General features: G+C 69.1%; 15 protein-coding genes. 10 read left to right on the forward strand and 5 right to left on the reverse strand.

Annotation, left to right across the window (positions count from 1 at the left end; translation table 11 throughout):
* Nucleotides 1-80: 80 nt before the first annotated feature.
* Together adh and ASF49_RS08060 are read right to left on the reverse strand one after the other, a co-directional pair.
* Nucleotides 81-1601 carry an aldehyde dehydrogenase gene (adh, locus tag ASF49_RS08055; protein WP_056470433.1) on the reverse strand — a complete coding sequence of 507 codons (1521 nt, stop codon included), beginning with the start codon at nucleotides 1599-1601 and terminating at the stop codon, nucleotides 81-83.
* A 181-nt stretch (nucleotides 1602-1782) separates the two neighbouring features.
* Entirely contained in the window at nucleotides 1783-3213 is a 1431-nt protein-coding gene (locus tag ASF49_RS08060; protein WP_082510997.1) for a serine hydrolase, read from the reverse strand.
* A 325-nt stretch (nucleotides 3214-3538) separates the two neighbouring features.
* Between ASF49_RS08060 and ASF49_RS08065 the strand changes: the two genes are divergently transcribed.
* Together ASF49_RS08065 and ASF49_RS08070 are read left to right on the forward strand one after the other, a co-directional pair.
* Complete coding sequence (locus tag ASF49_RS08065) at nucleotides 3539-4708, forward strand: multidrug effflux MFS transporter (RefSeq protein ID WP_056470579.1); 1170 nt, start codon at nucleotides 3539-3541, stop codon at nucleotides 4706-4708.
* Between the two features lie 79 nt (nucleotides 4709-4787).
* Entirely contained in the window at nucleotides 4788-5309 is a 522-nt protein-coding gene (locus ASF49_RS08070) for a DoxX family protein (protein WP_056470436.1), read from the forward strand.
* A gap of 20 nt (nucleotides 5310-5329) precedes the next feature.
* On the opposite strand, the gene ASF49_RS08075 is transcribed toward ASF49_RS08070, so the two are convergent.
* Nucleotides 5330-6745, reverse strand: coding sequence for an MFS transporter (locus ASF49_RS08075; RefSeq protein WP_056470440.1), 1416 nt, complete (start codon nucleotides 6743-6745; stop codon nucleotides 5330-5332).
* 306 nt (nucleotides 6746-7051) lie between these two features.
* Between ASF49_RS08075 and ASF49_RS08080 the strand changes: the two genes are divergently transcribed.
* The 4 genes from ASF49_RS08080 (at nucleotide 7052) to panE (ending at nucleotide 11128) form a co-directional block, all read left to right on the forward strand.
* On the forward strand, nucleotides 7052-7954 hold the full coding sequence (locus ASF49_RS08080; RefSeq protein WP_056470443.1) for a DUF3313 domain-containing protein: 903 nt from the start codon (nucleotides 7052-7054) through the stop codon (nucleotides 7952-7954).
* Between the two features lie 164 nt (nucleotides 7955-8118).
* The gene (gene guaB, locus ASF49_RS08085; protein WP_056470445.1) at nucleotides 8119-9612 is read left to right on the forward strand and encodes an IMP dehydrogenase; all 1494 of its coding nucleotides are present in this window, start codon (nucleotides 8119-8121) and stop codon (nucleotides 9610-9612) included.
* Between the two features lie 58 nt (nucleotides 9613-9670).
* The gene (locus ASF49_RS08090) at nucleotides 9671-10102 is read left to right on the forward strand and encodes an MAPEG family protein (protein ID WP_056470448.1); all 432 of its coding nucleotides are present in this window, start codon (nucleotides 9671-9673) and stop codon (nucleotides 10100-10102) included.
* Nucleotides 10103-10180: 78 nt separating this feature from the next.
* A complete protein-coding gene (panE, locus tag ASF49_RS08095; protein WP_056470451.1) occupies nucleotides 10181-11128 on the forward strand; it encodes a 2-dehydropantoate 2-reductase in 948 nt (315 codons plus the stop codon).
* On the opposite strand, the gene ASF49_RS24165 is transcribed toward panE, so the two are convergent.
* Nucleotides 11122-11295, reverse strand: a complete 174-nt coding sequence (locus tag ASF49_RS24165) for a hypothetical protein (RefSeq protein ID WP_200930026.1) — start codon at nucleotides 11293-11295, stop codon at nucleotides 11122-11124. The two genes, panE and ASF49_RS24165, sit on opposite strands and share 7 nt — an antisense overlap.
* Before the next feature lie 152 nt (nucleotides 11296-11447).
* Here ASF49_RS24165 and ASF49_RS08100 point away from each other — a divergent pair, with 152 nt between their 5' ends.
* On the forward strand, nucleotides 11448-12749 hold the full coding sequence (locus ASF49_RS08100) for an RsmB/NOP family class I SAM-dependent RNA methyltransferase (protein ID WP_056470582.1): 1302 nt from the start codon (nucleotides 11448-11450) through the stop codon (nucleotides 12747-12749).
* Nucleotides 12750-12822: 73 nt separating this feature from the next.
* Here the strand turns inward: ASF49_RS08100 and ASF49_RS08105 are convergent, their stop codons facing one another.
* Nucleotides 12823-13050, reverse strand: a complete 228-nt coding sequence (locus ASF49_RS08105; RefSeq protein WP_056470455.1) for a hypothetical protein — start codon at nucleotides 13048-13050, stop codon at nucleotides 12823-12825.
* Nucleotides 13051-13215: 165 nt separating this feature from the next.
* Between ASF49_RS08105 and guaA the strand changes: the two genes are divergently transcribed.
* From guaA to ASF49_RS08120, 3 genes are all read left to right on the forward strand, one after another.
* Nucleotides 13216-14772, forward strand: a complete 1557-nt coding sequence (guaA, locus tag ASF49_RS08110) for a glutamine-hydrolyzing GMP synthase (RefSeq protein ID WP_056470458.1) — start codon at nucleotides 13216-13218, stop codon at nucleotides 14770-14772.
* Between the two features lie 408 nt (nucleotides 14773-15180).
* Nucleotides 15181-16458: an efflux RND transporter periplasmic adaptor subunit gene (locus ASF49_RS08115; protein ID WP_243214878.1), complete on the forward strand. Its 1278-nt coding sequence runs from the start codon at nucleotides 15181-15183 to the stop codon at nucleotides 16456-16458.
* Nucleotides 16459-16490: 32 nt separating this feature from the next.
* The gene (locus ASF49_RS08120) at nucleotides 16491-19667 is read left to right on the forward strand and encodes an efflux RND transporter permease subunit (RefSeq protein WP_056470461.1); all 3177 of its coding nucleotides are present in this window, start codon (nucleotides 16491-16493) and stop codon (nucleotides 19665-19667) included.
* The last annotated feature ends 173 nt before the right edge of the window (nucleotides 19668-19840 follow it).

Below are 19840 nucleotides of genomic sequence, written 5' to 3' on the forward strand. Positions count from 1 at the left end.
ATAGGGCGGGAGACTAAAAAGCCCCGGCCGTCGTCCGGCCGGGGCAAGTCTCACGCGGGTCTGCGCGTCTCGAACGGGTCCTAGAAGAAGCCGAGCTTCTTGGCCGAGTAGCTGACCAGCATGTTCTTCGTCTGCTGGTAGTGATCTAGCATCATCTTGTGGTTCTCACGGCCGATGCCGGACTGCTTGTAGCCGCCGAAGGCCGCGTGGGCCGGGTAGGCATGGTAGCAGTTCGTCCAGACGCGGCCGGCCTGGATGGCGCGGCCGAAGCGGTAGGCACGAGTCCCGTCGCGGGTCCAGATACCGGCGCCGAGGCCGTAGAGGGTGTCGTTGGCGATGCTGAGCGCGTCGGCGTCGTCCTTGAAGGTCGTGACCGAGAGGACGGGGCCGAAGATCTCCTCCTGGAAGATGCGCATCTTGTTGTGGCCGCGGAACACGGTCGGCTTCATGTAGTAGCCTTCCGCGAACTCGCCGTCCTTCAGGTTGCGCTCGCCGCCGGTGAGGCACTGGGCGCCTTCCTGCTTGCCGATGTCGACGTAGCTGAGGATCTTCTCCAGCTGCTCCGAGGAGGCCTGGGCGCCGATCATCGTGGCGGGATCGAGGGGCGACCCCTGCGTGATCGCCTCGACGCGCTTGATCGCCCGCTCCATGAAGCGGTCGTAGATCGACTCGTGCACCAGGGCGCGGCTCGGACAGGTACAGACCTCGCCCTGGTTCAGGGCGAACATCGTGAAGCCCTCGAGCGCCTTGTCGAAGAAGTCGTCATCCTCGTTGGCGACGTCCGAAAAGAAGATGTTCGGCGACTTGCCGCCGAGCTCCAGCGTCACCGGGATCAGGTTCTGCGAGGCGTACTGCATGATCAGCCGGCCCGTCGTCGTCTCGCCCGTGAAGGCGATCTTGGCGATGCGGGGCGAGGAGGCCAGCGGCTTGCCGCATTCGAGGCCGAAGCCGTTGACGATGTTGAGCACGCCCGCCGGCAGCAGGTCGGCGATGAGCTCGGCCACCACGAGGATCGAGGCCGGGGTCTGCTCGGCGGGCTTCAACACGATGCAGTTGCCGGCCGCGAGCGCCGGGGCGAGCTTCCACACCGCCATCAGGATGGGGAAGTTCCACGGGATGATCTGGCCGACGACGCCCAGCGGCTCGTGGAAGTGGTAGGCGACGGTGTCGTGGTCGATCTCGGAGATCGAGCCCTCCTGCGCACGCACGCAGCCGGCGAAGTAGCGGAAATGGTCGATGGCGAGGGGGATGTCGGCGTGGGTCGTCTCGCGGATCGGCTTGCCGTTGTCCCAGGTCTCGGCGAGCGCGATCAGGTCGAGGTTCTCCTCCATCCGGTCGGCGATTCTGTTCAGGATGCGGGCGCGCTCGCCCGGCGCGGTGCGGCCCCACGCCTCCTTCGCGGCATGGGCGGCGTCGAGCGCCTTGTCGACGTCGGCGGCGTCCGAGCGGGCGACCTCGCAGATCACCCGGCCGGTGATCGGGGAGGTGTTCTCGAAGTAGCGGCCCGCCACGGGCGCGACCCACTGGCCGCCGATGAAGTTGTCGTAGCGCGCCGAGAAGGGTGCCTTCGTCCCCTGGTTGAGAAATTCCGGCTTGTTCATCGCGTATCCTCCTGATTGTTCTTATGGGCAGCAGTCAAAGCCAGGCGCAGGGTCAAATCAAGGTGGACTTTTGGCCAACGGACGGGCGCGGCCCGAATGTTCGGCGCGCCGGATGGCGTCCTGGCGCGGGGCGGGATGGTAGACCCGTTCGGCCGGGTTGGCGACCCGGACGGGCCGGGGCTCAGCGCGGGCCGAGGCGGGCCAGGCGGCGGTTGCCGATGCGGCGCGCCTTCGCCGGGTCGATGCGCGGTCCCGAGCGGGCGCCGCCGGCGAGGTCGAGGAGGAGGCCGGTCGCCCGGCCGTCGGGCTCGATGTCGAGGGCGACGCGGGTCCCGTCCTCGGCCACGAAGACGCGGTCGCTCTCCGGAGCCAGGACGAGCCGCGCCGGGCCGGCCCCGCGGGCGACGAGGCGCTCCCCCTCGCGGGCGAGGGACACCACGGCCCGGGGTCCCGTCCGGTAGAACCCGGCGTAGCGGTCGAGCACGGCGGCCGGCACCGCGATCTCGGTGGCCTCCGGCCGGCCGAGGACCAGGGCGCCGAGGCGGCGGGACAGGGTCTGGGCCGGCCCGGTCTCTGTGTTGCCCAGGACGACGATGCTGAGGCCGAGATCCGGATAGGTGTCCTTGATCGCCGAGAAGCCGTTCAGGAACCCGCCATGGGACAGGAGCCGCTCGCCGTAGGCCTGGCCGACATAGAGGCCGAGCCCGTAGCCGTGGCCGCCGTCGCGGACCATCTCGGCCACAGAGGCCGGCCGAAGGACCCGGCCCGAGAGCAGCGCGGCGTCCCAGGCCACGAGGTCGTCGAGGGTGGAGACGAGACCGCCGGCCCCGAGGGCCGCCGCCGGCACCACGGGCGGCGCGTTGCGCCACTGCCCGGCGACCCGGTGATAGCCGGCGGCGCGCTGCTGGACGACGGTGTCGGGGTCGGCATCGCCGGTCTCCGCGAGCCCGGCCGGCGCGAGGACCAGGCTGCGCAGGGCGTCCGCGAAGGGCGCGCCGGTGATCCGCTCGATGATCGCCGCGAGGAGGATGTAGCCGGTGTTGCTGTATTCCTGCGCCGTCCCCGCCGGGAACAGCAGCGCCTCGCGGAAGAGCCGGCCGACGACCTCCATCGGCGTCCGGGCGGCCCGGGCGATCGTGGTCGGAAAGTCGGGCAGCGCCGTCACGTTGGGCAGGCCGGCGGTGTGGTCGAGGAGCATCCTCAGGGTGATGGGCGCCCAGGTCGCCGGCAGGCCGGGCATGTGGTGCGCGGCCGGATCGGCGAGGCCGAGCCGCCCCGCCTCCTGCAGCTTGAGGATCGCGGCGGCGGTGAACTGCTTCGTCAGGGACGCGATGCGGAAGCGGGTCTCGGGCGTGTTCGGCACGGACCATTCGCGCTGCGCGGCGCCGTAGGCCCGGCGGAACAGCACCGCGCCGTCCCGGGCCACGATGACGGCGCCGGAGAAGATGCCGGCGCGGGCATAGGGCCGCACCAGGGCGTCGGCCCGGCCGGCGAGATCGCCCGGGGGCGGCGCCTCGCCCGCGACGGCCTCGGCTTCGGCCGATGCGGAGTGGATCGAGAGGAGGGCGCCGAGGAGCGCGAACTGAACGATGCGGCGACGCGTCTCGTACATGCTGCCGCGGGTCCGCTCCGAGCCGCGCCGCGATCCCGGCGCCCGGGCACGGTTCTCCGGAATTGTGGCGCGAACGCGCCGAGGCGCCCGCGCGGCTGCCATGCGGCGGCCCCGATGGCCCGGCCGCGCCGAAGGCACCAAGAGCCGGACGAAGCGTTCTGGCTCGACGGGTGACCCGCCGCGCCGCCCCAGCCCCCGAGGACCGTCCCAGGTGAGCACCACCCCGGCCACGAATGCGCACGCCCCGACGGCGCGGCTTTCCGAACCCGCCGCCCGGCCGTGGAAGGGCCCGGGCTTCGGCGAGTTCGTCGGCATCGTCGCGCTGATGATGGCGGTGACGGCGATCTCCATCGACAACCTGCTGCCGGCGTTTCCGGCGATCCAGGCCCGCTTCGGCGTGGCCGATCCCAACAGCCTGCAACTCCTGGTCTACGTCTACATGATCGGCTTCGGCACGGCCCAGATCGTCTACGGGCCGCTCTCGGACACCTACGGGCGGCGCCCGGTGCTGCTGGCGGGCCTGGCGATCTACGTCGTCGGCACCGGCCTCGCGATGGTGGCGCCGTCCTTCGGCTGGCTGCTCGCGGCGCGGATCATCCAGGGCATCGGCGCCGCCAGCGGGCGCGTCCTGTCGACGGCGATCGTGCGCGACCGCTTCGCGGGGCGCGAGATGGCGAGCGTGATGTCGCTCATCATGATGGTGTTCCTCATCGTGCCGATGATCGCGCCGGCCATCGGCGGCGCGATGCTGCTGTTCGGCTCCTGGGTCTACGTGTTCGTCTCGATGCTGGCGCTGGCCGGCATCCTGGTGGTCTGGTTCGCCTGGCGGATGCCCGAGACGCTGCATCCCGCCTACCGGCGGCCCTTCTCCCTCGGGGCCGTGGCCCAGGCGGTGGCGATCACCTTCCGCAACCGCGTCGCGGTGGGCTACGCGACCGCGCTCGGCCTGCTCACGGGCTGCATCATGGGCTATGTCGGCTCCGCCCAGCAGGTCTTCGACACGGGGCTCTATCATCTCGGGGGCCTGTTCCCCCTGGCCTTCGGCCTCATCGCCGGCGCCATGGGGGCGGCGACCCTGGTGAATGCCCGCCTCGTCCGGCGCCTCGGCATGCGCCCGCTCTCCCATGCGGGCCTGAGCCTGTTCGTCGTCGTGGCGGTGGGGCAGGTGGTGGCGGGCCTCGCCTATCACGGCCACCCGCCCCTGGCCCTGTTCCTCGGGATCCTGGCCGCCAACCAGTTCCTGATCAGCTTCGCCATGCCGAACTTCAACGCCCTGGCCCTGCAGCCCCTCGGCGAGATCGCCGGCACGGCCTCGTCCTTCCTCGGCTTCTACACCACGATCCTCGGGGCCTTCTGCGGGTTCCTGATCGGGCACGCCTTCGACGGCTCGGTGCTGCCCATCGGCATCGGCTACGCGCTCCTCGGCGGCCTCGCCCTCGCGGTGGTGGCCTGGACCGAGCGGGGCCGCCTGTTCCGCGGCGGCGTCTCCGGTTGAGGGCGCGGCGGCCTTAACGCCGTCTTCAGCCGGTCGCGACAAAGCTCGGCGTTCCAGGATGCCAGACGGAGCCCCAGACGTGACCGGCCGAGCCCAAGACGGACTGCTCCTCCTCGCCCGGCTGCTGCTCGCCGCCGCGCTGCTGCCCACCGGCATCGCCCGGGCCCTGAACGTCTCCGGCTTCGCCGTCACCCTCGCGGCCACCGGCCTGCCGTCTCCGAACGCCGTCGCCACCGCGGCGGTGATCGTGCAGGTGTTCGGCCCCGTCGCCCTCATCCTCGGCGTGCTGCCGCGCCTGAGCGGCCTGGCCCTCGCCGCCTTCGCCGGGGTGATGGCGGTCCTGCTCCACCCCTTCTGGCAGTTCGTGGGTCCGAGCGCGGTGGCCGAGCGGACCCTGCTGCTGGCCGATTTCGGTCTCGCGGGCGGCTTCCTCATGTACGCCATGACGGGTCCGGGCCGCTGGAGCTGGCAGGGCTGGCGCCAGGGCGCCCGCGCCGCCGCGAACCCGGCCAAGGCACCGGCCAAGCCGACACCCGCCGCACGGGGCGGGCAGAAGCCGAAGCGTGCCCCCGGGCGCGCTCCGGCCCGGGCCGCGGCCTGAGCCCCGAACCCCTTCGGGTCCTACGGCATCGCGTTGCGCGGGGCGGTGGCCACGAGCCGGTGCCCCGAGACCTCGGCGCCGGCATCCGGGCCGAGCCGCCGGAACGCGAAGAACGACATCACCGAGATCAGCGCCACGGCGAGGAAGGCGGGGGCGAAATCCTGCGCCGCGATCTCGGTGCGGCCATGCGCGGCGGCGGCGCCCTCCAGGGCCAGCGCCCCGAGGGACACCCCGAGGCTCAGCGAGAGCTGCTGCGCCACGCTGGCGAGACTGGTGGCGGCGCTCATGTCGCGGTTCTCCAGCTCGGCATACGCGATGGCGTTGACGCAGGTGAATTGCAGCGAGCGCACGCAGCCGCCGATCAGCAGGATGCAGACGATGACCGCGTGCGGAGTCTCCGCGGTGAAGAGGCCGTTCACCGCCAGGAAGGCCGAGGCGACGAGGGCATTGACGAGCATCACCCGCCGGAAGCCGTAGGCGCGCAGGATGCGCGGGCCGACGATCTTGATCAGGAGCGCGCCGGCCGCCGCCGCGAAGGTGATCAGGCCCGAGCGCAGGGGATCGAGGCCGAAGCCGATCTGCAGCATCAGCGGCAGCAGGAACGGGATCGCCCCGGTGCCGATCCGGAACAGGCTGCCGCCGGTCACCGCCGCGCGGAAGGTCGGATAGCGCAGCAGGTCGAGGCGGATCACCGGATGGGCGATGCCGCGCGAATGCCGGAAATACAGCACCAGCAGGACGGCGCCGGCCACGAGGCAGCCCCAGGAGACGCCGTCCGGCAGGAGGTGGCGCCCGGTCGAGGCGAGCCCGAGCATCAGCGTGGCGAGCCCCAGCCCCGAGAGCAGGAAGCCGAGGACGTCGAGGGGCGGGCGCTCGGCTTCGCGGACGTTCTCGAAATAGATCGTCGACAGCACGATGCCGGCGATCCCGATCGGGATGTTGATGAAGAAGATCCAGCGCCAGTCGAAGTAGGTGGTGATGAAGCCGCCCAACGGCGGGCCGAAGATCGGCCCGATCAGGGCGGGAATCGTCAGGTAGGCCAGGGCGCTGACGAGCTCGCTCTTGGGCACACTGCGCAGGATCACCAGACGTCCCACCGGCACCATCATGGCGCCGCCGAGCCCCTGGAAGAACCGCGCCGCGACGAAGCCCACGAGCGAGTTCGAGGCCGCGCAGGCCAGCGAGCCGGCCATGAACACCCCGAGCGCCACCCGGAACACCGTGCGGGCACCGAAGCGGTCGGCCATCCAGCCGCTGATCGGAATGAAGATCGCGAGGCTGACGAGATAGGCGGTCAGCGCGAGCTTCAGGGCGATCGGGTCCTCGTTCAGGCTGCGGGCGATGGCCGGGAGCGCGGTGGCGATCACGGTGGAATCGGTGTTCTCCATGAACAGCGCGGTGGCGACGACGAGGGGAACGATCTGGGACGTGCGCATCGGCGAGACATAGGTCGGGTCGGGCCGTTCGAGTGCCTCACACCTTCGAAAAGTTGCGCCGTGGCGAGTGCGCGCCCGGTGACGAATGGCACCGGATGAAATGGGCATGCCGCACGTGCAGAGCCTGGGGCTTCCGACGGCGTGGCCCTGCGGCCACATCAGCCCAGCTTCGGACGATCGGCGGCCTCGCTCACCTTTCCACAATGTTGCTGGAGCCGCTAAGCTCGACGGCATGATCTGGACGCCGCAGATCTCCTCCGGGAGGCCTGGCGAGCGTCCACCCGCGCGTCCCCAAGAAAGTCACCGATGCTTCCGAGGTTCGAACATCGACGCAGGCTGGCAGGCTTCGTCTCCTGCCTCGCCCTGGCGGCCGCGGTCGCCGGGTGCGGCACCGTCGTGCTCACCGAATCGGGCGCCCTGACCCGATACGACCGCCTCGCCAGCAGCGACGAGACGGCCAGCTCCTCCAGGATCTTCGTCGATCCGGCGGCCCTCGCGGCCACCCGCACCGTGCGGATCGTGCCCACCACCTTCTCCGAGGTCGTGGCGCCGGGGCTGACCCCGGCCGAGCGCAAGCTCGTCGCCAACGCGGCCGACCGCGCTCTCTGCTACGAACTCTCCCTGCGCTACGACGTGGTCTCCGGCCGGAAAGCGGACCTCACCGTGCGCTCGGCGGTGACCCGGATCGATCTCACCAACGTGCCGGCGGCCGGCGCCACGGTGGCGACCTCGGCGGGCATCACCATCGCGTCCCAACTCGGCGCCGGCTTCGCGACGGCGGTGGGCCGCATCCCGATCCCGCGCATTCCGATCGGCCTCGGCAGCCTCACGGTGGAGGCCGAGGCGCTCGACAGCCGCAACGTGCAGCGGGCCGCCATGGTCTGGGGCGGGGCGAGCAACGCCTTCACCAACCAAGCCCGGTTCTCGCCGGCCAGCGATGCCTACGACCTCGCCGGCGAATTCGGCCAGGATTTCGGCTTCTACCTCGCCACCGGGCAGGATCCGTTCAAGGCGCCGCTCACGCTGCCGACCTACGACCGCGTCCGCATCACCACCCTCGGCGAAGCGCCCCTCGACCCGGATTGCGAGGCCTTCGGCCGCGCCCCCGGCCTCGACGGCATTCTGGGCGACTATGTCGGCGCGCCGCCGGAATGGACCGACAAGGGACCGGCCGAGGGTCTGCCGGGCGCACCGCGAGGCGTGCGCTAGGCGCAACCCCCACCGGAGAACGGCGCCGCGGGCGCATTTTCCTGTCGGACGGGCTCACCGGCGGCTTTGCGCCGGTTCCCCGCGCATGATACTGGCCCGTGCCAACCCAGTGACGTCGGAACGCCCGCGAGGGCCCGACGCAGCACCCGTTCCGGAGTTGGTTCATGGCCCGCATCACCGCTGAGTCCATCATCGAGGGCCTGACCTTCGACGACGTCCTGCTGCGCCCCGCTGCCTCCTCGGTCATGCCCGCCGACGTGAAGATCGCGAGCCGGCTGACCCGCTCGATCCACCTCAACCTGCCCATCCTGGCTTCGGCCATGGACACCGTCACCGAGGCGCCGATGGCCATCGCCATGGCGCAGAACGGCGGCATGGGCGTGATCCACCGCAACCTCGAGCCCGCCGAGCAGGCCGAGCAGGTCCGCCTCGTCAAGAAGTACGAGTCGGGCATGGTGCTGAACCCCATCACCATCCACCCTGACGAGACCCTGGCGGACGCGTTCTCGCTGATGAAGCAGAACCGCATCTCGGGGATCCCGGTGGTGGAGCGCGGCCCCAACGGCTCGCGCGGCAAGCTCGTCGGCATCCTCACCAACCGCGACGTGCGCTTCGCCACCAATGCGACCGAGACCGTCGCCGAACTGATGACCCGCGACCGGCTCATCACCGTGCGCGAGGGCGTGAGCCAGGACGAGGCCAAGCGCCTCCTGCACCAGTTCCGCATCGAGAAGCTGCTCGTCGTCGACGACCACTACCGCTGCATCGGCCTCATCACCGTCAAGGACATCGAGAAGCAGGTCGCCTATCCGGGCGCGGTCAAGGACGAGCAGGGCCGCCTGCGGGTCGCCGCCGCCACGACCACGGGCGACGGCGGCTTCGAGCGGGCCGAGCGCCTCATCGATGCCGGCTGCGACGTCATCGTGGTCGACACCGCCCACGGCCACTCGATCAAGGTCCTCGACGCGGTGCGCCGGGTGAAGCAGCTCTCCAACGCCGTGCAGGTGGTGGCCGGCAACGTCGCGACGCGCGACGGCGCCCAGGCCCTGATCGATGCCGGCGCGGACGCGATCAAGGTCGGCATCGGCCCCGGCTCGATCTGCACCACCCGAATCGTCGCCGGTGTCGGCGTGCCCCAGCTCACCGCCCTGATGGAGGCCGTCGAGGCTGCGCAAAGCGCCGACGTGCCGGTCATCGCCGACGGCGGCATCAAGTACTCGGGCGACCTCGCCAAGGCGATCGCGGCCGGCGCCTCCGTCGCCATGCTGGGCTCGCTCCTGGCCGGCACCGACGAGGCGCCCGGCGAGGTGTTCCTGCACCAGGGCCGCTCCTACAAGAGCTACCGCGGCATGGGCTCGGTGGGCGCCATGGCCCGCGGCTCCGCCGACCGCTACTTCCAGGCCGAGGTCAGCGACACCCACAAGCTCGTCCCCGAGGGCATCGAGGGGCAGGTGCCCTACAAGGGCCCTGTGGCGGCGGTGCTGCACCAGCTCGCCGGCGGCCTGCGGGCCGCCATGGGCTATGTCGGCGCCCCGACGATCCCCGACTTCCAAGAGAAGGCGCAGTTCATCCGCATCACCAATGCGGGCCTGCGCGAGAGCCACGTCCACGACGTGACCATCACCCGCGAGAGCCCGAACTATCCCGGTCGCGCCTGAACAGCCCTGGGGCGCCCGTGCCGGACGTCCGGCCGGGCCAGCGCGCGAAGGAACCGCCGTGACCGTCCAAGCCATCCTGGCGCCCGTCTTCGCGCAGGTCCTCCTCACCTTCGCGCTGCTGTTCTGGACGGGGCGCCGGCGCCTCTCCGCCGTGCGCGGCGGCGCTGCGAAGGGCCGCGAGCTCTCCCTGGGCCAGCGCAACTGGCCCGCCCCGGCCCAGCAGGCCGCCAACACCTTCTCGAACCAGTTCGAGATCCCGGTTCTGTTCTACGTCCTCGTCGGCTTCGCCCTGGCGACGCGCAAGGCGGACCTGCTGTTCGTGATCCTGGCCTGGGTCTTCGTCGCGACCCGCTTCGTCCATGCCGGGGTCTACCTCACCACGAATCACATCCCCCACCGCTTCCGCGCCTATGCCATCGGCACGCTGGTGCTGCTGGCGATGTGGATCCTCTACGCGATTCGGATATTCCTGGCGCCGATCGGCGTCTGAGCCGCTCCGAAGACGCGGCAGCGACGGGATCAGAGCCACGTCGGGGCTCGCTCCCCGAACGACGAAAGGGATGAGACCATGCGCGTGCTCGTTGTCGGCGCCGGAGCCACCGGTGGATACTTTGGCGCACGCCTCGCCGAGGCCGGTCGCGACGTCACCTTCCTCGTGCGTCCGGCCCGCGCGGCCAAGCTCGCCAGCGCCGGCCTGACGGTCGAGAGCCCCGCCGGCGACCTGCACATTCCGGCGCCTCGGACGGTGACCGCCGCCGACCTCGCCGCCGGCAAGGGCGGCGCTTTCGGCCTCGTGCTGTTCTCGTGCAAGGCGTACGATCTCGACAGCGCCATCGCCGACGTCGCTCCGGCCGTCGGTCCCGACACGTCGATCCTGCCCCTGCTCAACGGCATGCGCCACCTCGACGCGTTGGACATGGTATACGGTGCGGACCGGGTACTGGGCGGCGCCTGCGCCATCGTGGCGACCCTGGGCCCTGCGGGCGAGATCCGCCAGATGAATCCACTCCACACCCTGACCTATGGCGAGCGGGCCGGCAGCCGCTCCGCCCGGGTCGAGGCCATCGAGGCCCTGATGCGGGGCGCGAACTTCCAGCCGCGCCTCAGCGAGACCATGGTGCTGGAAATGTGGGAGAAATGGAGCTTCCTGGCGACGCTGGCCGGCTCCACCTGCCTGATGCGCGCCACCATCGGCGACATCGTCGCCGCTCCGGGCGGCCTCGCCTTCATCGAGGCGCTGATGGAGGAGTGCCGCGCCATTGCCGAGGCCGCCGGCTACGCGCCGCGGCAAACCGCTCTGGAGAACACACGCAAGACCCTTACCGCCGAAGGCTCGGCCTTCACCGCCTCGATGCTGCGCGACATCGAAGGCGGCGCCCGGATCGAGGCCGATCACATCATCGGCGACCTGATCGCGCGGGCGCCCGACGCGGCCGGGCACCCGATGCTCGACCGCGTCTACACGCATCTCAAGGCCTACGAGAACCGCCGCGGCCGCGAGGGGTCGGCTCAGTAGCGGGGGCTGGGCGGCGGGGGCGGGGGCGCCCCGTATTCGAGTTGGGTCTTGGCATCGAGCCGGCGCGGAGGCGGGGCCGACAGGTCGGGGGCGTCCGGCGCCGGGGAACAGGCGGCGACCGCGAGCATGACGAGGCCGGCGAGGCTGAGATGGATGACGGGAGACATGGGGTTCTCTAAAGCTCCGGACGTCCGCTCCGCGCGGCTCCAAGGTTCAAGCTGAGCCGTAAACGCGCCGGAAGCTCGACTGTATTGTGTCCGGCCGCCGCCCGAAGCGTGGCCGTATCGCGGCGCCCGCCGATGAATCCGAGGATCTTGCCCTGACGCCCCCCGCACGCCTCTCCGCCGCCATCGAGGTCCTCGCCGATATCGCCGCGCGCCGCCGCCCCGCCGCTGACGCCCTGAAGGACTGGGGTCTCGCTCACCGCTTCGCTGGCTCGGGCGACCGGGCCGCCATCGCCAGCCTCGTCTACGACGCCCTGCGCCGGCGCGCCTCCGCCGCCTGGATCATGGCGGACGAAAGCCCGCGCAGTCTCGTCATCGGCATGCTGCGGCTGCAATACGGCCGCGCCGCCCCAACCATCGCAGAGATGTTCAGTGGCGAGCGCTTCGCCCCGGCGCCCCTGTCCGACGACGAGCGGAGGCGTCTGGCCGAGGGGACCCTGGCCGACGCACCGCTGCATGTCGCCGGCGACGTGCCCGAATGGGTTCTGCCCTCACTGGCAGCGACTTTCGGCTCCGAGACCCTCGACGAGTTGCGTGCCTTGAGCCGGCGCGCGCCCCTCGACATTCGGATCAACACCCTGAAGCGCAGCCGTGCGGAGGCCCTGGCAGGCCTCGCCCACCTGACCCCGGAGCCGACCCCGCACGCGCCGAACGGGCTGCGCATCCCCATCGGCGAGGACGGGCGGGGACCCGCCCTCCATGTCGAGCCGGAATTCATCGACGGCTGGTACGAGATCCAGGACGAGGGCTCGCAACTCGCGAGCCTCCTGTGCGGCGCACGGCCCGGCGAGACCGTCATCGACCTCTGCGCCGGCGGCGGCGGCAAGACCCTGAGTCTGGCCGCGATGATGGAGAATTCGGGTCGCTTGGTGGCCAGCGACGACGATCCGCGCCGGCTCGCCCCAATCCATGAGCGCCTGCGCCGGGCGGGTGCCACCGCGGAGATTCGCACGCCCCGCACCGGCAAGGCCCGCACCGACGTCCTCGCCGACCTCGACGGCAGTGCCGACCGAGTGCTCGTGGATGCCCCCTGCACCGGCTCCGGCACCTGGCGGCGCAATCCCGATGCCAAGTGGCGGATGCGCCCGAATGCCCTGAGCACCCGCAGCGCCGACCAAGCCACAGTGCTCGACCGGGCAGCGCGGCTGGTGCGCCCCGGTGGTCGCATCACCTATGTCACCTGCTCCCTGTTGCCCGAGGAGAACGACGCAGCCATCGCCGGCTTTCTCGGGCGTCGTTCGGAGGATCTCACAGCGGTCTCCGCCTCGCAGGTCCTCGCCGCATACGCGCCCGACCTCGGCCCGGCTATTCGCCTGACGCAGCATGGCCTTCAGATGAGTCCCGCCCGGACCGGCACCGACGGCTTCTACGTCGCCACCCTCCAGCGCAGGGACTGAAACGCGAAATGGCCCCGCGAGGGGCCATTCCGGAAGTTCAAGCCGCTGCCGCTGAGGCGCGGCGGCGCACGTCTCAGAAGCAGCGGCGCTTACGCACCACGACCACCCGGCCCAGCGGCCCGCGGCGTTTGGTGACGACGGTCGTGCAACGAGGGCCGCGGATCACTCTGCGCTCGACGACGCGGACCTGCTCCAGCCCGCTGGCCAGTGCAATCCCGGCCGGCACGGGCAGGGCGGAGGCCGAGGTGGTTCCGAAACCGGCGAGGGCGAGGGTGGCGATCCCGAAGATGGTGGCTCTCATGGCTGAGGCTCCTGTTCGTTGCTGGGGGCGCACGGTGTCGTCGCTGGGCGGTGAACGAACGGTTAACGCCTGGGAGCCCCGCATCCCCAGTCCGATGCCGATCGCGTGACGACTCTGCGGGCCGATCCGTTGCACCGGATCGAGGCCTCGTCTAACTCCGGTTCCATGACGACAGAACACGACAAGATCCTCATCGTGGATTTCGGCAGCCAGGTGACGCAGCTCATCGCGCGCCGCGTGCGCGAGGAGGGGGTCTATTGCGAGATCGTTCCCTTCACCAAGGCCGCCGAAGCCTTTGCCGAGACGAAGCCCAAGGGCGTGATCCTTTCCGGTGGTCCCGAATCGGTGACCACCGAGGCCTCGCCACGGACGCCCCAGATCGTGTTCGATTCCGGCGTTCCGGTCTTCGGCATCTGCTACGGCCAGCAGACCATGGCGGCCCAGCTCGGCGGTGAGGTCGAAGGTGGGCATCACGCCGAGTTCGGCCGGGCCGAGATCGAGATCCTCTCGGAATGTCCCCTATTCAAGGGCGTCTGGCACGTGGGCGAGCATTACCCTGTCTGGATGAGCCATGGTGACCGCGTCACCAAGCTGCCGGACGGCTTTACCACCGTTGCCATGTCGAAGAACGCTCCCTTCGCGGCGGTGGCCGACGAGGCACGCAGCTATTACGCCGTGCAGTTCCACCCCGAGGTGGCACACACGCCGCACGGAGCCCTGCTGATCCGGAATTTCGTGCGCGACATCGCCGGGTGCTCCGGCGACTGGACCATGGGTGCCTACCGCGAGGAGGCGATCGAGAAGATCCGCACGCAGGTCGGCCGGGAGCGGGTGATCTGCGGCCTGTCCGGCGGTGTCGATTCCGCCGTGGCGGCGGTGCTCATCCACGAGGCGATCGGCGAGCAGCTCACCTGTGTCTTCGTCGATCACGGCCTCCTGCGCATGGGCGAGGCCGAGGAGGTCGTCCGCCTGTTCCGCGACCATTACAACATTCCCCTCGTCCACGTGGAGGCCCAGGATCTGTTCCTGGGTGAGCTGACCGGCGTCAGCGACCCGGAGCAGAAGCGCAAGACGATCGGACGCCTGTTCATCGACGTGTTCGAGGCCGAATCGAAGAAGATCGGCGGCGCCGCCTTCCTCGCCCAGGGCACACTCTACCCGGACGTGATCGAGAGCGTATCGTTCACCGGCGGCCCCTCCGTCACCATCAAGTCCCACCACAATGTCGGTGGTCTGCCCGAGCGCATGAACATGCAGCTCGTCGAACCCCTACGTGAGCTCTTCAAGGACGAGGTCCGCGTACTGGGCAAGGAGTTGGGCCTGCCGGAGGCTTTCGTCGGGCGTCACCCCTTCCCGGGCCCGGGTCTCGCCATCCGCTGCCCGGGCACGATCACCCCCGACAAGCTCGAAGCCCTGCGCAAGGCGGATGCGATCTACCTCGACGAGATCCGCAAGGCCGGTCTGTACGACACGATCTGGCAGGCCTTCGCGGTCATTTTGCCCGTGAAGACCGTCGGCGTGATGGGCGACGGCCGCACCTATGACCACGTCTGCGCTCTGCGCGCCGTGACCTCGGTCGACGGCATGACCGCAGATTTCTACCCCTTCGACATGACCTTCCTGGGCCGAGTCGCCACGCGGATCATCAACGAAGTCAAGGGAATCAACCGGGTGACTTATGACATCACCTCGAAGCCGCCCGGGACGATCGAGTGGGAGTGAGTTCGAGGCGATTCCGTCGAAGCTGAACAATCGTTCTGTCGGCGACATGGCGATCGGCAAAATAAAGCGCATCTGGGCCGGATGACCCTTGCAGTGCTGCGGTTGGCATGTAGTATACCAATGATCCCTCCCAGGGATTCATGTGACGCAACTTTAACCCCGCAGACCCTAGGGTCCGCGGGGTTTTGTCGTCCTGACATTCCGCGTCACGGGAGGTTCGAGTGAAGGCCTCGTTTTCAGGAAGCGTTCCGCGTAACGGAATGACCTGCCGGAGTAGGCAAGGAAGCCACACCGATCGCGCGTCGCGCGAGGCGATCAAAACGTGAATCGGGCACGCTTGTATCTCTGGCGACGGCCCTCTACAGACCGACGCGCCATTCGGTCGGGTCGGATGAGTGCATAGATGCGATGACGCGCGAGATTAATCAGATGACTAACCCTCAGGGTTCGTTCGCTCCACTCGCCGGCCTGAAGCATCGCACACAGATCTCAATTCTGTTAGTTGCCTTAATTCTTTTCGCTGCTGGATTTCTTTGGCTTCCGGGCACATTCGCGGGTGCTTCGACATCCTCGACGCCGGCGGCCGTCACGGCCGCGCCCTCGAGCCCTGGCGACTTTGTCCTCAGCGCCGACCAGCTCGCAGCCATAGACACGGAGACGGTTGAGCAGCGCCTCTTCTACGAGGAGATCACCACCGAGGGTAAAATCGGCGTCGATGAGTATCAGGCGACCCCGGTGTTCTCGCCCTATCCTGGTCGTGTCATCGCCATCTTCGCGCGCACCGGCGAACAGGTGCAGAAGGGCGAGCGATTGTTCTCGATCCAGGCCAACGAGATGGTTCAGGCTCAGAACGACTATCTCGCGGCGCTGAACGTCCTGGCCAAGGCGCGCTCGCAGCTCGGCTACGCCCAGGCGGCCGAGAAGCGCCTGCACGACCTCTATGATTCGCGGGTCACCACCCTGCGCGAGCTCCAGTCCGCGCAGAACGACCTGAACACCGCCAGCAACGATGCCCGGACGGCCGAGGTCGGCCTCGAGGCGGTGCGCAACCGCCTGCGCATCCTCGGGCTGCGCGACGACGAGGTCGCCAATCTGCAGAAGGGTTCGATCAACCCGGAGACGGCGATCAATGCGCCCCTGAAGGGAACCATCATCCAGCGCAAGATCGGACCGGGCCAGTATGTCGGCACCGGCGGCAGCGACCCCTCCTACATCATCGGCGACCTGTCCAAGGTCTGGCTCATCGCGCAGTTGCGCGAACCGGATGCGGCCAAGGTCGACCTCGGCGACCGCCTCAAGTTTCGTGTCCTGGCTTATCCCGACAAGACCTTCGAGGGTCGGATCAATTTCATCGGCTCATCGGTCGATCCCGCGACCCGCCGAATCACGGTCCGGGCCGACATCGACAACAGCCAGAACCTGCTGAAGCCCGAGATGTACGCCACCGTGCGCGTCATTAACGAGCGGGAGACCTTGTCGCAGTCGGTTCCGCGGGCGGCCGTGGTCCTCGAGGGCAGCAAGGCGAGCGTCTGGGTGCTCAAGGCCGACAATTCCGTCGAGAACCGCCGGGTCAAGCCCGGCATCATCGACGGAGCGAAGATAGAGATCCTCGAAGGTCTGGCGACGGGCGAGCGCGTCATCTCGCGCGGTTCCCTATTCATCGACCGGATGGTGACCCGGGGCTGATCCGTCGGCCCTCGGCAACAGGAATCCCACGCATGACCGGCCTTGTCCATCTCGCGCTGCGCCAGCGTGCCCTGGTGGTGCTCGCGTTCGTCCTGTTGCTGGCCTGCGGGCTGGTGGCCTTCCGAACCCTGAACATCGAAGCCTATCCGGATCCGACGCCGCCGATGATCGACGTGATCACGCAGGCGCCGGGCCTTTCGGGAGAGGAAATCGAGCGCTACGTCACCGTGCCCATCGAGGTGATCACCTCGGGCCTGCCGAACCTGAAGCAGGTCCGTTCCGTCTCGCTCTACGGCCTGTCCGACGTGAAGCTGCAGTTCGGATTCGAGTTCAGCTATCGCGAGGCCGAGCAGCAAGTGCTCAACCGGCTGGCCCAGCTCGATGCCCTGCCGAACGGCGCCAAACCCACGATCTCTCCGGTGAGCCCGATCGGTGAGATCTTCCGCTACAAGCTGACTGCTCCAGCTGGCTACAGCGTTCTCGACCTGAAATCCCTCCAGGATTGGGTCCTGCGCCGCCGCTTCCGCGCCGTGCCCGGCGTGATCGACGTGATCGGCTGGGGCGGCAAGACCAAGACCTTCGACATCGCGGTGGACCTCGACCGGCTCACTGCCTATGGCCTGACCCTCTCGGGCGTGGTGAAGACCCTGAACGACAGCAACCTCAACGTCGGCGGCAACCGGATCAATCTCGGGACGCAGTCGGCGGTGGTGCGTGGCGTCGGCCTGATTCGCTCGACGGACGACATCGGCGAGACCGTGCTGACCCAGTCGGGCGGGGCGCCGGTGCTGGTTAAGGACGTCGCCACCGTCACCATCGGGCATCAGCCGCGCCTTGGCATCGCCGGCATGAACGACGACGACGACATCGTTCAGGGCATCGTGCTGATGCGGCGTGGCGAGGAAAGCACCCCAACCATCGAGGCCGTCCAGGCGGAGGTCGGACGCATCGAGGCCATGGGCTTACTGCCGCCCGGCGTGAAGATCGAGCGGATCTACGACCGCGCCGATCTCATCGCTGTCACCACGCACACCGTGCTGCACAACATGCTGGTCGGCATCGTCCTGATCCTGATCGTCCAGTGGCTGTTCCTCGGCAACCTGCGCAGCGCCCTCATCGTGGTGGCGACAATCCCCTTCGCGCTGTTCTTCGCCGTGATCATCCTGGTGGTGCGAGGCGAGTCGGCGAACCTGCTCTCCGTCGGCGCCCTGGATTTCGGGCTGATCGTCGACGGCACGGTGATCATGGTCGAGGCGATCTTCCGGCGGCTCTCCGGTCACGGCACCCCGACCGGGGAGGTCGTCCGGCCGGGCCTCGCCGGCAAGCTCCTACGCATTCGTCAGGCCTCCGGCGACGTCAGTCGCTCGATCGTCTTCGCGGCGATCATCATCGTGACCGGCTTCCTGCCACTCTTCACGCTCACAGGGGTGGAAGGCCACATCTTCGGGCCGATGGCACAGACCTACGCCTATGCGCTGCTCGGTGGTCTCATCGCCACGTTCACGGTGACACCGGTCCTCTCCGCCTACCTGCTGCCGGCCCATGTCGAGGAGGTCGAGACGATCCTGGTACGGACGCTCGACCGGCTCTACCGGCCTGCGATCCGCGCCGCCCTGGGCAACCGCATCCTCACCCTCGGCCTCGCGTTGCTGCTCACCGCCGGCGTCGGCGTCGCGGGACGCCAGCTCGGGCTCGAGTTCCTGCCCAAGCTCGAGGAGGGGAATCTCTGGCTTCGTGCCACCATGCCGGCCACGATCTCGCTGGAGGAGGGCAACCTCTACGTCAACCGCATCCGCCGCATCATCGCCGCGGTGCCGGAGGTCGAGAGCGTGGTCTCCCAGCACGGCCGGCCGGATGATGGGACGGATGCGGCCGGCTTCTTCAACGGCGAATTCTTCGCGCCCCTCAAGCCGGCCGAGAAGTGGCGTCCCGGCATGAGCAAGGACCGGATGGTCGGCGATCTCCTGGACCGACTGCGCACCGACTTCCCCGGCGTCGAGTTCAACGTCTCGCAGTACCTGCAGGACAACGTCGCCGAAGCGGTCTCGGGCATCAAGGGCGAGAATTCCTTCAAGGTGTTCGGGCCGGATCTCGAAACCTTGACGGAGGTCGCCAACCGGGTCGAAACGGTGCTGCGCAAGGTCCCCGGCGTGACCGATCTCGGCGTCTTCACGTCGCTCGGCCAGCCGACGGTCCAGATCGATGTCGATCGCATCCGTGCGGCTCGCTACGGGCTCACCCCCGGTGACATCAACGCCACCGTGCGCACCGCCATCGGTGGCGACAGCGCCGGCGACCTCTACGACAGCGGCTCGGACCGGCACTATCCGATCGTGATCCGCCTGGCCGAGCAATTCCGCCAGAGCGTGGCCTCGATCCGCAACCTCCGCATCTCGGGGCAGGGGCCGAACGGTACCCTGATGCAGGTGCCCCTGAGCGAGGTCGCGCAGGTCGCTCTCGTTTCAGGCCCGGCCTACATCTACCGCGAAGGCCAGGAGCGTTACCTGCCGGTCAAGTTCAGCGTCCGCGACCGTGATCTCGGCAGCGCGATCCTGGAGGCGCGCGAGCGCGTGAATACCGAAGTGACCCTTCCGCGCGGCTATCGCCTCGAACTCGTGGGCGAGTTCAACAACATGCAGGGCGCCCTGGCGCGCCTGTCGGTCACGGTGCCGATCGCCATCGGCCTCATCGCGATCCTGCTCTTCATGAACTTCGGTTCGGTGATCGACATGCTGCTGGCGCTCAGCGTCATCCCGATGGCGGCGGCCGGTGGCGTCCTCGCGCTGGTGATCACCGACACGCCGTTCAGTGTGTCCGCCGCCATCGGCTTCATCGCGCTGCTCGGCATCGCCGTGATGGATGGCATCATCGTGCTCTCGCATTTCAACGGCCTCATCGCCGAGGGCGAGGAGCGTGTGCGGGCGATGCTGCGGACCTGCCACACCCAACTCCGGCCAGTGGTGATGACCTGCGTGGTCGCCGGCGTGGGCCTCCTGCCGGCTGCCTTCTCCAACGGCGTGGGTTCGCAGGTTCAGAAGCCGCTGGCGCTGGTGGTCGTCGGCGGCATGAGCCTAGCGCCGCTCCTGATCCTGCTGATCCTGCCGGTGCTCATCCTGACCCTGTCACGGCGGAAGCCCGGACTGGCCAAGGATGAGGATGGGGATGTGCCGGCAACAGCGGCTTCACACTCGGCTTCGATCACCGCTTGATCCCGCCCAAAACCGCGAGGCGGCATGGAGCCGCCGACGGGTCTCACGCGGGTGATCAGGAGACGCTTAAAGGCGCAGCTGGACGCGATCGATCGCCTCGCTCTCGCGGTAATGACCGGGTCGACGCACGGACCCGGCGCGATAGCGAGGCCGCTCAGGTGGCTGGGTAGATC

The organism is Methylobacterium sp. Leaf104, from assembly GCF_001422885.1.
Lineage (GTDB): Bacteria > Pseudomonadota > Alphaproteobacteria > Rhizobiales > Beijerinckiaceae > Methylobacterium.

Coding starts and splice junctions, on each gene's coding strand:
- ASF49_RS08075 (WP_056470440.1), bottom strand. CDS start 6,745: ATGCGCACGTCCCAGATCGTTCCCCTCGTCGTCGCCACCGCGCTGTTC.
- adh (WP_056470433.1), bottom strand. CDS start 1,601: ATGAACAAGCCGGAATTTCTCAACCAGGGGACGAAGGCACCCTTCTCG.
- ASF49_RS08105 (WP_056470455.1), bottom strand. CDS start 13,050: ATGAGAGCCACCATCTTCGGGATCGCCACCCTCGCCCTCGCCGGTTTC.
- ASF49_RS24165 (WP_200930026.1), bottom strand. CDS start 11,295: ATGTCTCCCGTCATCCATCTCAGCCTCGCCGGCCTCGTCATGCTCGCG.
- ASF49_RS08115 (WP_243214878.1), top strand. CDS start 15,181: ATGACGCGCGAGATTAATCAGATGACTAACCCTCAGGGTTCGTTCGCT.
- guaB (WP_056470445.1), top strand. CDS start 8,119: ATGGCCCGCATCACCGCTGAGTCCATCATCGAGGGCCTGACCTTCGAC.
- ASF49_RS08080 (WP_056470443.1), top strand. CDS start 7,052: ATGCTTCCGAGGTTCGAACATCGACGCAGGCTGGCAGGCTTCGTCTCC.
- ASF49_RS08120 (WP_056470461.1), top strand. CDS start 16,491: ATGACCGGCCTTGTCCATCTCGCGCTGCGCCAGCGTGCCCTGGTGGTG.
- panE (WP_056470451.1), top strand. CDS start 10,181: ATGCGCGTGCTCGTTGTCGGCGCCGGAGCCACCGGTGGATACTTTGGC.
- guaA (WP_056470458.1), top strand. CDS start 13,216: ATGACGACAGAACACGACAAGATCCTCATCGTGGATTTCGGCAGCCAG.
- ASF49_RS08060 (WP_082510997.1), bottom strand. CDS start 3,213: ATGTACGAGACGCGTCGCCGCATCGTTCAGTTCGCGCTCCTCGGCGCC.
- ASF49_RS08065 (WP_056470579.1), top strand. CDS start 3,539: ATGATGGCGGTGACGGCGATCTCCATCGACAACCTGCTGCCGGCGTTT.